We start from the raw sequence: 13,185 nt of genomic DNA on the forward strand, positions 1-13,185 counted from the left end.
GGTGGCCTTTTCACATTCGGGGTGCCCGGTTCAGCCCTCGGGGCCGAGCAGGTTCAGCAGCGAGGCCTCGATGGCCGCGGCCGTGGCGTGGGGCCGCTCCATGGGGAACAGGTGGCTGCCGTCCAGCATCATCACGCGCCCGCGCGTGATGCGGCGCGTCAGGTCCATGCCCACCTGGCGCATCTCCACCGAGGCACGCCCGCCGATGAAGGCCGCCGGGCAGCGCAGCGGATGGTGGTGCAGCAGCGAGGCCAGGTTGTGCGGCAAGGTGTTGTAGATGGCGGTCTCCACCTCGCGCGTGAAGTGCAGTGTGCGCCGGCCGTCCACATCGGCCAGGCCGCCCTGCACATAGTCCTGGAGCACCTGCGGGTGCCATTGCGCAAACACCTTCTTGGCGCGGAAGTAGGCCAGCGCCTCCTCGTCGCTGTCCCAGGCATTGCGGCGGCGGGCACTGATCTTGCCCGGCGAGACCGAGCCCACCAGCTGCGTGCGCTTGGCCACGCCCACGGCGTTGGCGCGCCAGCCGCTGAGCAGGGGCGAGTCGATCAGCAGCACGCCACGCGCCAGTTCGGGGTGGCGTGCAGCCGTCATCACGCTCAGGAAACCGCCCAGCGAATGCCCGACCAGAAAGACCGGACCGCCCACGCGCTCGACCTCGGCGCGCGTGAACTCGGCCAGTTGCTCGACCAGGTGCGGCCAGTTGTTGGTGACGGGAAAGCGCGGGTCATGGCCGAAGCGCTCCACGCCCTGCGCCGCGATCCCGCGCTCGGCCAGCAGCGAGAACAGCAGCCGGTAGGTGGGCAGCGCAAAGCTGTTGGCATGCGAGAAGACCACGGGCAGCGGTGCCGATTCCGTGCCCGCATCGCTGTCGGCCCGCAGCGCGGGCCGGGCCGCGTTCACGGCTGGGGCTCCTGGCCGGTTCGGTCCGGAGCATCCGGCATGCCTTGCTGGTGGCCGGAGGGTTGCCCGGCGTCCGGCCGCATGGGCGATGCCGGGCCCGGCTGCAGGGGCGTCATGGGCGAGGTGGCCAGCCCGTCGGCCGTGGAGGTGCCCAGGCCTGCGCCCGTGCCGCTGTGATAGGGCTGGCGCAGCGCCGCAGGCGGCAGCCGGCCCATGGTGCGCGCGTTGGCGCGCAGGGCGCCGGCCGGCGCGGTGACCTTGGTCAGCGGCTGGGCCTGGCGGCTGTGCACGCGAATGGGCACCGCGGAATCGCCGCCATCCCAGGCCGGGTCCTCGATGCTGTCGAAGACATGGCGCAGGCGCTCGCCCCAGCTGTCGTGCAGCATGCGGAAATACGGATTGCTCTCGTCGATGCTGACGATCTTGTCGGAGGCGAAGCGGTCCTTCTCGTACACGATCAGGTCCAGCGGCAGGCCCACCGAGAGGTTGGACTTGAGCGTGCTGTCCATGGACACCAGGGCGCACTTGGCGGCCTCGTCCAGCGGCGTGCGCGGCGTGATCACGCGGTCCAGCACGGGCTTGCCATACTTGGACTCGCCGATCTGGAAGTAGGGCGTCTCACTCGTGGCCTCGATGAAGTTGCCCGCCGAGTAGACCTGGAACAGCCGCATGTTCTCGCCCTGGATCTGGCCGCCCAGCACCAGCGAGATATTGAAGTCCACGCCCGACCGGGACAGCGCCACGCCGTCGCGCTCGAACACATGGCGCACGGCCGCGCCCAGCACGCGGGCCGCGTCGAACATGCTGCGCACGTTCCAGATGGTCAGCATGTCGCCCGTGGCCTCGTCGCGCAGTTGCTGGCTCTCCAGCAGCTCGCGCACCGATTGGGTGATGGACAGGTTGCCGGCCGACAGCAGCACCATGAAGCGGTCGCCGGGGTTCTCGTAGACCATGAGCTTGCGGAACGAGCTGATCTGGTCCAGGCCGGCATTGGTGCGCGAGTCGGCCAGGAAAACCAGGCCGGCGTTGAGCTTGATGGCAACGCAATAAGTCATGGGAACATCCGAAACTGCGGGATCGACAAGTTTAGTGCGAGGCGATTGACCGCGTTCAGGCGGCGATCTTCTTGAGCTGGTAGAGGGCCTCCAGCGCCTCGCGCGGGCTCAGTGCGTCGGGATTGATGGCGGCCAGGGCCTGGGCCAGCGGGTCGTGGCGGCTTTCGGGCTCGGGCATGTCGGGCGCATCGAACAGGTCCACCTGCAGGCGGCCCTCGTCGGCATGGGCCTCCAGTGCCTCCAGCGCATGGCGCGCGTGGTGCAGCACGCCGGCCGGCATGCCCGCCAGCTTGGCCACCTGGATACCGTAGCTGCGGCTGGCCGGGCCGGGCTGGATCTCGTGCAGGAATACGATGTCCTGGCCCGACTCCGCCGCACTCACATGCATGTTCACGGCCGCGCGTGCCTTGGCCGGCAGCTCGGTCAGCTCGAAGTAGTGCGTGGCAAACAGCGTGAAGGCGCGCGTCCTGTCGTGCAGCTGGGTGGCGATGCCGCTGGCCAGCGCCAGGCCGTCGAAGGTGCTGGTGCCCCGGCCGATCTCGTCCATCAGCACCAGGCTGTGCGGCGTGGCCGAGTGCAGGATCTGCGCGGCCTCGGTCATCTCCATCATGAAGGTGGACTGGGCATTGGCCAGGTCGTCGGCCGCGCCGATGCGCGTGTGGATGGCGTCGATGGGCCCCAGCCGGCAGCTGGACGCCGGCACATGCGAGCCCATGCTCGCCAGCAGCACGATCAGCGCCACCTGGCGCATATAGGTCGATTTGCCGCCCATGTTGGGGCCGGTGATGACCTGCATGCGCGTGTTGGCGTTCATGCGCGTGTGGTTGGCGATGAAGCTGCCGCTGGAGGTCTCTGCCATGCGGGCCTCCACCACGGGGTGGCGGCCGGCCTCGATCTCGATGCAGGGATGGTTCACGAACTCGGGCGCGCACCAGTTCAGCGTCAGCGAGCGCTCGGCCAGCGTGCACAGCACGTCGATGGCCGCAATGGCACCGGCCACGCGCGTGAGCGCCGGCACATGGGGCTGCAGCTGGTCCAGCAACTGCTCGTAGAGGAATTTCTCGCGCTGCAGCGCGCGCTCCTGCGCGGACAGGGCCTTGTCCTCGAAGGCCTTGAGCTCGGGCGTGATGTAGCGCTCGGCGTTCTTCAGCGTCTGGCGGCGGCGGTAGCGCTCGGGCACAGCGTCCTTGTAGCTGTTGGTGATCTCTATATAGAAGCCGTGCACCTTGTTGAACTGCACGCGCAGGTTGGGAATGCCGGTCAGCAGCTTTTCCTTGGCCTCCAGCTCCAGCAGGAAGTCATCGCAGTTGTTCTGGATGGCGCGCAGCTCGTCCAGCTCGGCGTCGTAGCCCGTGGCAAACACGCCGCCGTCGCGCACCAGGGCGGCCGGCTCTTCCATGATGGCGCGCACCAGCAGCTCGGCGCAGCCCTCGGGCGGCTGCAGGTCGGCAAACAGCTGGGTCAGGTGGGCCGAGGGTGTCTGCCCGGCCTGGGCCAGCACGGCCGCCTTGTGCAGCGTGCGGCCCAGTCCCACCAGCTCGCGCGGGCGCACCTGGCGCAGCGCGGTGCGCGCGGTGATGCGCTCCACATCGCTCACGCCCTTGAGCTGCTCGCGCAACTGCTGCCAGGGCGCGGCCATGCCGCCTGCGCTGGCGTCCTGCAGCGCCCGCGTGGCCTCCAGCCGCGCCATGGCCTGCGTGCGGTCGCGGCGCGGCTCCAGCAGCCAGGCCTTGAGCAGGCGGCTGCCCATGCCCGTCATGCAGGTGTCCAGCAGAGAGAACAATGTGGGCGAATCCTCACCGCGCAGCGTCTTGACCAGCTCCAGGTTGCGGCGCGTGGCCAGCGGCAGCGCAATCAGCTCATCGTCGCGCTGCACCTGCAGAGCGTGGATGTGCGACAGGCTGCGGCCCTGCGTGTGCTCGGCATACGACAGCAGCGCCGCGCTGGCGCCATGGGCCAGCGGCAGGTCCTCGGCCTCCCAGGCCTTGAGGCTGGCGGCGCCCAGCAGCTCCAGCAGCTTGCGCTCGCCCAGGCCGCCGTCAAACTGCCAGTCGGGCCGCGGCGACAGCGGGCAGGCAATGGAGCCGCCATGGCGCAGCGCGAACAGGCTCTGCTCGAAACGCTCGGTCACGCCCGCGCTGTAGATCAGCTCGCTGGGCGCAATGCGCGAAATCCAGGCGCCCAGCTCATCGTGGGAACACTCGGCCAGGTGGATGCGCCCCTGCGTCACCGCCATCCAGGCCAGGCCGCAGCGCTGGCGCCCGGCCGTGTGCAGGGACAGCAAGATCGCCTCGCTCTTGTCCGACAGCAGCTCACTGTCGGTCAGCGTGCCCGGCGTCACCACGCGCACCACCTTGCGCTCCACCGGGCCCTTGGCGGCGCCCACTTCGCCCACCTGCTCGCAGATCGCCACTGACTCGCCCAGCTTGATCAACCGGCCCAGGTAGTTCTCCAGCGCATGGAAGGGCACGCCCGCCATAGGAATCGGCTGCCCCGCCGTCTGCCCGCGCGTGGTCAGCGTGATATCCAGCAGCCGCGCCACCTTCTCCGCATCCCCGAAGAACAGCTCGTAGAAATCCCCCATGCGGTAGAAAACCAGCGTGTCGGGGTAGTTGATCTTGATGCCCAGGTACTGCTGCATCATGGGCGTGTGCGCCGACAGATCAGGGGCCGGAGAGGGCTGTGTGCTTTGCGAGAGGTCGCTCATTGGCTTGGGAATCAACAGGTTGCGGCGGCATGCAGGTGCCGGGCAGGGCCTTCCTTGGTGGCGCGGGGGCCGGAGGAAGGCGCAGATGTTCTTGTGTCGCGGTGCCCGTCATCGACCATCTCCCTGGTGTGGGATGCGGCAGCGGGCAAAGGTCACATTATTGACTAGGCGGGGTCGGGTGGGCTCCGCGGGGGCAAGATCGGTGGCGTTGGGTGCTCTGCTCCAGAGGGGCGCTGGCTGACTCGCCTGCACGGCAGGTAGGCTGGGACACCAACCATGGCGGGCTCCCTTGGCGCAGGCGCTTGCCTTCAGCGAGATTTCACTGCTTTGCGTGTCCACTCCAGAGACTCAAGTGGCTTTCCGGAGTGGAATTCAAGGATGGGTGAGCCCGCTTGATAGATATTCGCCTGCACCAGAATTTGCTTGGCCTTGCTCGCTGCGTTGATAAAACGCTGTGCGTCCTTGAGGAAGACGATTGTCGAGTCATGGTCGGCTGAAGGCGATCCCGAGAAATCCATGGGTTTGCCATCATCAAATCTCACCTGAATCTTGCAGCCGCTGGAAATGGGGCAAATGATCTGGCCCTTTTCAATGGAGAGATAGACCTCCAGTCCCGCCTTGCGTTGCTTGCGTACAGTCAGCGTGCCGTGGTTTTTCCCGGCATAAGGGAACGGTAGATTGAGTGAGTTGTTGCTTTCGATATATGCAAACTGCATTTTCTCACTCGTCATCCTGTCTTCCTGCTGCTGGTATTGCCAAGCTGCATTCGCCGATGCCGCCAACGTTGCAGCGATCACAATTGCTATTTTTTTCATTGCCTGTCTGTCTCGCGAGATGTGGTTTGCAAAAGCCAAGCCTCAATTTACCACTGGCTTTGGGATGCTTGGGACGCGCTCGCGTGGGCATCGCCCCTGGGTAGGCGGGCGTCATGGCTGGCGCGTTCATGGGTGGAATGCAAACCATTCTTATTGCGGGCGGCTAAAATACCGCCCCATGTCCGTGCCGCACACGCCTCCAGAATCCATGCTCCAGGTCCAGCAGCTGTATGTGGGCCACCATGCCTGGCTGCTGTCGCGTCTGAAGGCCAGGCTGCGCGACACGGCCGAGGCGCAGGATGTGGCGTCCGAGACCTTTGTGCGCGTGGTGGCCGCGCGCCCCGCTGCCGTGGTGCAGGAGCCGCGCGCCTTTCTGACCACCATTGCCAAGCGCCTGCTGTTCACGCTGTGGCGCCGGCGCGAGCTGGAGCGGGCCTATCTGGAGACCCTGGCCCTGCAGCCCGAGGAGCTGGCGCCTTCTCCCGAAGAGCGTGCCGTGCTGCTGGAGACGCTGGAGCACATCGCCCAGGCGCTGGACGGTCTGCCGCTCAAGGCGCGCCAGGCCTTTTTGCTGAGCCAGATCGACGGCCTGACCTACCAGGCCATTGCCGACCAGCTGGACATTTCCCTGAGCACGGTGCGCCGCCACATGGCCGAGGCCTTCCGGCGCATCGCCATCGCGCTGGCCCGCCAGCAGGCCGGCATTGCCGTAGCGCGCGGCGGCTGACATGGCGGCCTCTCTTTCACAGGACGGCAGCAGTCTGGATGCTGCCACCGAGGCGGCCGTGGGCTGGCTGGTCACGCTGAACTCGGGCTCCGTCAGCGATGGCGAGCGCCAGGGTTTCGAGCAATGGCTCCGGGCCGATGCCGGTCACCGCCTGGCCTGGGAGCGGCTGCAGGCACCGCTGCAGCAGATGCTGTCGCCGCTGCGCACCGGCGCGCCTGCGGCCTCGGGCAGCCTGATGGGCCAGGCGCTGCAGCGTGCCGAATCGCGCATCCGCCGTCGCCGCAGCCTGCTGCGCGGCGCGCTGGGATTGGGCGGCATGGCCGTGGGCACCGCCTTCGTGGCCCACCGCCACACACCCATCAGCCAATGGGCTGCCGACCTGCGCACCGGCACGGGCGAGCGGCGTGATTTTGCGTTGCCCGATGGCAGCACCGTCAGGCTGGATGCGCGTTCGGCCGCGGACCTGGACTTCAGTGGTGGTCGCCGCACCGTCATCCTGCGGCAGGGCACGCTGCTGGCGCATGCAGCGCCACAGGCCTGGGAGGCAGGGCAAGGCGCCGCCGCCTTCATCGTGCGCACGGTCCATGGCCAGGTGCGCGCGCTGGGCACGCGCTTCGTGGTGCGCCAGGAGGCCGGCAGCAGCCTGGTGAGCATGCTTGAGCACAGCGTGGAGATCACCACGCCCCAGGGTGCAAGCCAGGTGCTGGCCCAAGGCCGCAGTGCGCGCTTCGGTCCGGCGGGCATTGCCGAGGATGCGACCGAGCCCGGCACCGCGTCGGCCTGGCAGCGCGGCATGCTGGAGGCGCACGACCAGCCGCTGGGCGATGTGGTGCAGGCCCTGCGCGCCTACCGCGCGGGCTTCATCCGCGTGGCGCCGCGTGCGGCGGCCCTGCATGTCTACGGCACCTTCTCGCTGGACGACACCGACCGCGCCCTGGCGGCGCTGGCCGAGACCCTGCCCATTGCCGTGAATGTCTACCAGCGTGGCTGGCTGGTGACCATCGAGTGACTGTCGAGTGACTATCGGGTGAGGTCGGTGCCTGCGCGCAAAAAAATGAACACTTTTTGTGGCGCGCTCGACAAGCCTTGGAAACCTGCTTTTCAGGCCCTTCCAACCTCCTTGTCGAGAACCCGCATGCTGCTCTCCTGCCCCTTGCCCTTGCGCACCTTGGCCGCTGCCGCCCTGGCCTGCGCGCTGAGCGCCCACGCCCAGACTTCCCCTTCCGCGCCCGCTGCGCCAGCCGCCTCGTCCGTGCGCAGCTACGACCTGCCGGCCCAGCCGCTGGGCAGCGCGCTGGCGCGCATAGGCGCCGAAAGCGGCCAGCAGATCGGCATTGACGCCGAGCTGGTGCGCGGCCTGACCGCGCCCGCCGTGCGCGGCAGCTATACCCCCGAGCAGGCCGCGCGCGCGGCGCTGCAGGGCAGCGGGCTGGAGCTTGTGCGCACGGGCTCGGGCAACTGGGGCCTGCGCACCGCAGCGCCCGCTCCAGCCTCCGCAGCTGCCGCTGCACGCACCGCAGGCACGGCCCAGGCCATGGCCGAGGTGCGCGTCACGGCCCAGGCCATCACCAGCCCCACCACCGAGCAGACCGGCTCCTATACCACGCGCGCTCTGAGCATCGGCAAGATGGAGCAGTCCATTCGCGAGACACCGCAGTCGGTCACCGTGGTCACGCGCCAGCAGATGGATGACCAGAACCTGTCTTCCGTCGAGGACGTGATCCTGCAGACCACGGGCGCCACCAAGTCGCAGCGCAACTTCGGGGCCCACGTCTACATGATGCGCGGCTACGAAATCCCGGACTCCAACTACCTGCTCGACGGCGTGGCCGGCGGCACCTACAGCCCCACGGGCTGGGTGCCCATGGACACGGCCATTCTCGACCGCGTGGAGGTGCTGCGCGGCGCAGGCGCCCTGGTGGTGGGCGCGGGCGACCCCAGCGGCGTGGTCAACATGGTGCGCAAGCGCCCGCGTGCGGAAAAGCATTTCGAGTTTGCCCAGAGCATCGGCTCCTGGAACAACTTCCGCACCGAGATCGATGGAGGCGGCGCGCTCAACGAGGCCGGCACGGTGCGCGGCCGCGTGGTGGCCGCCTATACCGACCGCCACAGCTTCATCGACCTGGTGCATTCGCGCTCGCCCATGCTCTACGGCGTGATCGACGCCGACCTGGGCGCCGGCACCAAGGTCACGGCGGGCTACCGCCATGAGCAGACCGACATCGACGGCTACAGCATCTTCGGCCTGCCCAGCTACTCCAACGGCGCCTCGCTGGGCCTGCCGCGCTCCACTTCGCTGGGCCAGCGATGGAACCGCCACGAGGCCCAGGTGGACGATGTGTTCGGCGAGGTCGAGCACCGCATGGGAGGCGACTGGGTGGCCAAGCTCACGCTCAACCACGGCAAGACCACCATCGACCAGAAGCTGGGATCGGCGCGCGGCGCCATCGATCCCGTTACCCTGCAGGGCCTGCGCTATGTAGGCAACGATTTCATTGCGCGCGACATCGATGCCACGGGGCTGGATGCCAACGTCACCGGCAGCTTTCAGGCGCTGGGCGGCACGCACAAGGTCATGTTCGGCACCAGCTGGTCCCAGCAGAAGGTGCTGACCCAGTCGGCCTCCTCTGGCGAGGCCATGCCCCTGGACGTCTTCCGTTTCGACCATTCGCGCATCCCCGATCCCGTGGCTCCCCCTTATGACTTCGGTCTCAGGGAACGCAAGCAACTGCTGGGCATCTACGGCAGCGGGCGCTTTCAGCTGGCCGAACGCCTGCACCTGCACCTGGGCGGGCGCCTGAACTGGTTCAAGTTCCGCTCCAACGACACCTTCACCGGCGCGCTGACCAACGACTACCGCGAAAACGGCCGCTTCACGCCCTATGCGGGCCTGGTCTACGACATCGATCCGCTCTGGTCGGTCTACGCCAGCTATACCAGCACCTTCCAGCCCCAGTCGCAGTACGCCACCGTGCAGGGCAACCGCCTCAAGCCGGCCGTGGGCGCCAACTACGAGGCCGGCATCAAGGGCGAACTGTTCGAGCGCAAGCTCAACGTGGCCTTCTCGGTGTTCAACATCAAGAAGCGCGACGTGGCCGTGTTCGACACCGGCAACGAAGGCCTGTGCCCTGGCGTCACCACCAATGACTGCTACCGCAACTCCAGCGTGCTGCGCAGCAAGGGCTTCGACGCCGAGATCGGCGGCGAGCTTGCACGCGGCTGGCAGGTCTCTGGCGGCTACACCTGGCTGAACACGCGCGACGACGAAGGCAGCTCGCTGAGCACCGACACACCCCGCAGCCTGCTGCGCGTGTCCACCAGCTACGCGCTGCCCGGCGAATGGTCGGCCTGGAAGGTGGGCGCCAACCTCAGCGCGCAAAGCCATGCCCGCGTGGACACCGTGCAGAACCCCGGCCATGCCGTGCTGGACCTGCGCGCCTCCTACCGCATCAACCGCAACTGGACGGCGGCGCTCAACATCGGCAACGTGACCGACAAGGTCTACTGGGCCGCCGTGGGCGGCGCGCGCAACGGCACCTACTACGGCATGCCGCGCAATGCCACGCTCACGCTGCGCGGAACCTTCTGAGTGGACTGCGCCTGTGCAGTCTTGCCGCTGATCCTGTGTGGCGGCAAACGCGCGCAGGGGGCGATTGCCTGAGCCTCAGCGCGGCGCCAGAAACTGCTCCATGCGCTGCAGCTCCTCATCCAGCACGCTGCGAAAGGCGGCATCGCCGGGCGCCGCGCCGGCCACATAGCCGAATGACGGCTCCAGCCGGCCGTCGCGCGCCTGCAGGTTGGCCCAGCCGATTACATGGCCCTGCCAGAGCATGGGCAGGGCGTAGTAGCCGAGCTGGCGCCGGGCCGGTGGCGTATAGGCCTCGAACTTGTAGGTCCAGCCCCAGAGCAGCGTGAAGCGGCGCCGGTCCCAGACCACGGGATCGAAGGGCGCGAGCAGGCGCAGCCGCTCGTCGAAGGCATGGCGGCGCGAGCGTGGGTTCTCGTCGGCGGGCCAGTACCAGGTAGTTCCGTCGATGCGGCAGCTGGCCAGCTGCTCGCGCGCCAGCCGCAGCGCCGCCTGGGTCTGCTGCGCCAGATGGGGTGCGCCATAGCCCAGCAGGCGCACCAGGTAGGTCAGGCTGGGGGCCGGCCCCGCCTACATGCTGAGCAAGTCCGCCGTGCTGGGCTTGAGCCGCTCCATCGCCTCGGAGATGGGCCAGTACGGCATCACCACCAACTGCGTGGCGCCGGGCCGCATCCTGACGCCGATGGCGCAGCAGGCCGGCGACGAGGTCAACCGCCGCTATGCCGAGCAGATCCCCGTGCGGCGCCTGGGCGAGGCAGCCGAGGTCGGCGCTGCCATCCGCTATCTGTGCGGCGAGTCTGCGGGCTTCACCAATGGCGCCGTGATCGACGTCAACGGCGGCTTTTTCATGAATTGAGGAAGGACGACCCCCTGAGCGGCTGCGCCGCTTCCCCATATCGCTTCGCGGGGGGGACGGCACTCTCGGTGCGGGGCTGCCCTTCCTCGGTGCCCCCACTTCCAGGGCGTGCCTGTTTCCCGGTCAGTGGGTAGTGCGCAGCACCGTGAAAGCACGACTTCCAAAGACGACAGAACCCAAGATCGCAACGAGAGACAACCATGCATGCATATCCATCCCCCGCATCTCGCAGATGCCTGCTTTCGGCCTTCTGCGCGGCAGCGCTGGCGGCCGCAGCCGGCGCCCCGGCGCTGGCCCAGGGCACGGACGCGTTTCCCGAGTGGGAACTGACCCTGATCATCAACTACGGCGCAGGCGGCAATACCGACGTGGCCTCGCGCGCCATCGGCAATGCCATGGAGGGCCTGCTCAAAAAGCCCGTGGTGCCCAACAACCGCGCGGGAGCGCAGGGCACGCTGGGCGTCTCGTCTCTGGCCCGGCAAAAGCCTGACGGCTATACGCTGGGCGTGGTGACGTTTTCGACCATCGCCATCACGCCCCACCTCATGAAGGTGGACTACAAGGTCGATGACTTCGACTTCATCGCAGGCGTGGCCCGCTACCGCTATGGCGTGGCCGTGCGCGCGGACTCGCCCTACAAGACCATGGCCGATCTGGTGGCCGCGTCCCGCCAGGGCAAGGGCATCTTCTTTGGCGCGCCGTCCGCGCCCAACAACCTGGCCATGTACGAGCTGGGGCGCAAGTCGGGCGGCAGGTTCGAGGAGATCAACTACAAGTCCGGCGCAGAGACCGTGGCCGGCCTGATCGGCGGGCAGGTCGATGTCATCGTGCAGAACCCTTCGGACATCGTCCAGCACGTCAAGGCCGGAAAAATGCGCCTGCTCGCCAGCGCCAGCCCCATGCGCTGGAAGGAGTTGCCCGAGGTGCCCACGCTCAGGGAGCAGGGCTACGACGTGGAGATCGACTCCTGGATCGGCCTGGCCTACCCCAAGGGCGTGCCCCCCGCCCTGCGCGACAGGCTGGAGCGCGTCGCCATGGCAGCCGCCGAGGGGCCCCACGTGGCGCGCATCTTCGAGTCAGCCGGTGTGGACCCGGCGCCGCTCACCGGCGCCGAATACCGCAGGAAGCTGGTCCAGGGCCATGAGTCCATGGGCGCGGCCATCAAGGCGGCGAATCTGCCGCGCATGAACTGAGGGCGGTCCGGCTGCCTGCCGGCCTTGATGCACGGGTACTGCTGCAGCATGTGCCGAAAGATCATGAAAGGCTGCTCGTCGGCTGGGGAGGACCCGCGCCCGTGCCCGCGCCCGTGCCAGTGCCAGTGCCAGTGCCAGTGCCAGTGCCAGTGCCAGTGCCAGTGCCAGTGCCAGTGCCCGCGTGCGCTTTGCTAGATGCTGCCCTGGTTGACCCGCCGCGATAGCGCCTCGGCGCTCTCCCTGCGTTCGCTGTACCGGTCCACCAGGTAGCCGGTGCAGTCGCGCGTCAGCAGGGTGAACTTGACCAGTTCCTCCATCACGTCCACCACGCGCTCGTAGTAGGGCGAGGGCTTCATGCGGCCTGCGTCGTCGAACTCCTGGTAGGCCTTGGCCACCGACGACTGGTTGGGGATGGTGAGCATGCGCATCCAGCGGCCCAGCACGCGCATCTGGTTGACGGCGTTGAAGGATTGCGAGCCGCCCGAGACCTGCATCACGGCCAGGGTCTTGCCCTGGGTGGGACGCACGGCGCCGAAGGACAGGGGAATCCAGTCGATCTGGGCCTTGAGGATGCTGGTCATGGCGCCGTGGCGTTCAGGCGAGGTCCACACCATGCCTTCGGTCCAGCGGGCCAGCCCATGCAGTTCGCGGACCTTGGGGTCGCTGTCGGGCGCCGCATCGGGAAGGGGCAGGCCGTGCGGATCGAAGATGCGGGGCTCGGCGCCCATGTGGCGCAGCAGCCGGGCAGCTTCTTCGGTGAGCAGGCGGCTGTAGGAGCGCTCGCGCACCGAGCCATACAGCAGCAGGATGCGGGGCGCGTGCGTGGCCCGTGCCTGCGGCAGCAGCCGCTGCAGGCTGGGGGCGTCAAACGATTGCGGGTCCAGGTTGGGCAGTTCAGTGATTGGCAACACGTTGTCCTTTCGCGTCGATGACGGCCTGGCCGTCTTCCTTGGAGAAAGCCCCTTGCTGTGCGCCAGGCAGGATGTCCAGCACGGTCTCGGACGGACGGCACAGGCGCGTGCCCAGCGGCGTCACCACGATGGGGCGGTTGATGAGGATGGGGTGCTGGAGCATGAAGTCGATCAGCTGGGCATCGGTCCATGACGGCTCGCCCAGGCCCAGTTCGTCGAAGGGCGTGCCCTTTTGCCGCAGGACATCGCGCACGGGCAGGGCCAGGGCGGCCAGCAGCTGCTGCAGCGTGGCGCGGTCGGGCGGTGTCTTCAGGTACTCGATGACGGTGGGCTCTTCGCCACTGTTGCGGATCAGGGCCAGCACGTTGCGGGACGTGCCGCAGGCCGGGTTGTGATAGATGGTGATGGTGCTCATGGCGGTCTCCGTAACCGTGT

10 protein-coding genes and 2 pseudogenes are annotated in these 13,185 nt (G+C 67.9%); 5 read left to right on the plus strand and 7 right to left on the minus strand.

Translation table 11 applies throughout. The annotated features are described in order from the left end of the window. Nucleotides 1–30: 30 nt before the first annotated feature. The 4 genes from CLV01_RS10755 to CLV01_RS10770 form a co-directional block, all read right to left on the minus strand. The gene (locus CLV01_RS10755; RefSeq protein ID WP_099734332.1) at nucleotides 31–900 is read right to left on the minus strand and encodes an alpha/beta fold hydrolase; all 870 of its coding nucleotides are present in this window, start codon (nucleotides 898–900) and stop codon (nucleotides 31–33) included. Continuing rightward, entirely contained in the window at nucleotides 897–1,955 is a 1,059-nt protein-coding gene (locus CLV01_RS10760) for a proteasome-type protease (RefSeq protein ID WP_043824518.1), read from the minus strand. Before CLV01_RS10760 ends, CLV01_RS10755 begins: the two co-directional genes overlap by 4 nt. A 55-nt stretch (nucleotides 1,956–2,010) precedes the next feature. Next, the gene (mutS, locus tag CLV01_RS10765; RefSeq protein ID WP_099735188.1) at nucleotides 2,011–4,599 is read right to left on the minus strand and encodes a DNA mismatch repair protein MutS; all 2,589 of its coding nucleotides are present in this window, start codon (nucleotides 4,597–4,599) and stop codon (nucleotides 2,011–2,013) included. Nucleotides 4,600–4,970: 371 nt separating this feature from the next. Continuing rightward, entirely contained in the window at nucleotides 4,971–5,477 is a 507-nt protein-coding gene (locus tag CLV01_RS10770; RefSeq protein WP_099734331.1) for a hypothetical protein, read from the minus strand. 208 nt (nucleotides 5,478–5,685) lie between these two features. Between CLV01_RS10770 and CLV01_RS10775 the strand changes: the two genes are divergently transcribed. The 3 genes from CLV01_RS10775 to CLV01_RS10785 all read left to right on the plus strand — a co-directional run bounded on the left by CLV01_RS10775 (nucleotide 5,686) and on the right by CLV01_RS10785 (nucleotide 9,793). Next, a complete protein-coding gene (locus CLV01_RS10775) occupies nucleotides 5,686–6,204 on the plus strand; it encodes a sigma-70 family RNA polymerase sigma factor (RefSeq protein ID WP_013803538.1) in 519 nt (172 codons plus the stop codon). Nucleotide 6,205: 1 nt separating this feature from the next. Beyond that, nucleotides 6,206–7,213: a FecR domain-containing protein gene (locus CLV01_RS10780; protein ID WP_099734330.1), complete on the plus strand. Its 1,008-nt coding sequence runs from the start codon at nucleotides 6,206–6,208 to the stop codon at nucleotides 7,211–7,213. 126 nt (nucleotides 7,214–7,339) lie between these two features. After that, nucleotides 7,340–9,793 (plus strand): TonB-dependent siderophore receptor, encoded by a 2,454-nt coding sequence (locus CLV01_RS10785; protein WP_099734329.1) that lies wholly within the window; start codon nucleotides 7,340–7,342, stop codon nucleotides 9,791–9,793. A gap of 75 nt (nucleotides 9,794–9,868) precedes the next feature. Here the strand turns inward: CLV01_RS10785 and CLV01_RS10790 are convergent. Then, nucleotides 9,869–10,354, minus strand: a pseudogene (locus CLV01_RS10790) (DNA glycosylase AlkZ-like family protein); the annotation flags it as partial. Between CLV01_RS10790 and CLV01_RS10795 the strand changes: the two are divergent. Both CLV01_RS10795 and CLV01_RS10800 read left to right on the plus strand, forming a co-directional pair. Continuing rightward, nucleotides 10,350–10,646 (plus strand): annotated as a pseudogene (locus tag CLV01_RS10795) (SDR family oxidoreductase); the annotation flags it as partial. The pseudogenes CLV01_RS10790 and CLV01_RS10795 overlap by 5 nt on opposite strands. A gap of 200 nt (nucleotides 10,647–10,846) precedes the next feature. After that, nucleotides 10,847–11,839 carry a tripartite tricarboxylate transporter substrate binding protein gene (locus CLV01_RS10800; RefSeq protein WP_099734328.1) on the plus strand — a complete coding sequence of 331 codons (993 nt, stop codon included), beginning with the start codon at nucleotides 10,847–10,849 and terminating at the stop codon, nucleotides 11,837–11,839. 191 nt (nucleotides 11,840–12,030) lie between these two features. Here CLV01_RS10800 and arsH read toward each other — a convergent pair whose 3' ends face one another. Together arsH and arsC are read right to left on the minus strand one after the other, a co-directional pair. Further along, entirely contained in the window at nucleotides 12,031–12,747 is a 717-nt protein-coding gene (arsH, locus tag CLV01_RS10805; RefSeq protein WP_099734327.1) for an arsenical resistance protein ArsH, read from the minus strand. Continuing rightward, nucleotides 12,734–13,165, minus strand: a complete 432-nt coding sequence (gene arsC, locus CLV01_RS10810) for an arsenate reductase (glutaredoxin) (RefSeq protein WP_099734326.1) — start codon at nucleotides 13,163–13,165, stop codon at nucleotides 12,734–12,736. Before arsC ends, arsH begins: the two co-directional genes overlap by 14 nt. Between the last annotated feature and the right edge of the window lie 20 nt (nucleotides 13,166–13,185).

The organism is Delftia sp. 60 (assembly GCF_002754395.1).
Taxonomy (GTDB): Bacteria; Pseudomonadota; Gammaproteobacteria; order Burkholderiales; family Burkholderiaceae_C; genus Comamonas; species Comamonas acidovorans.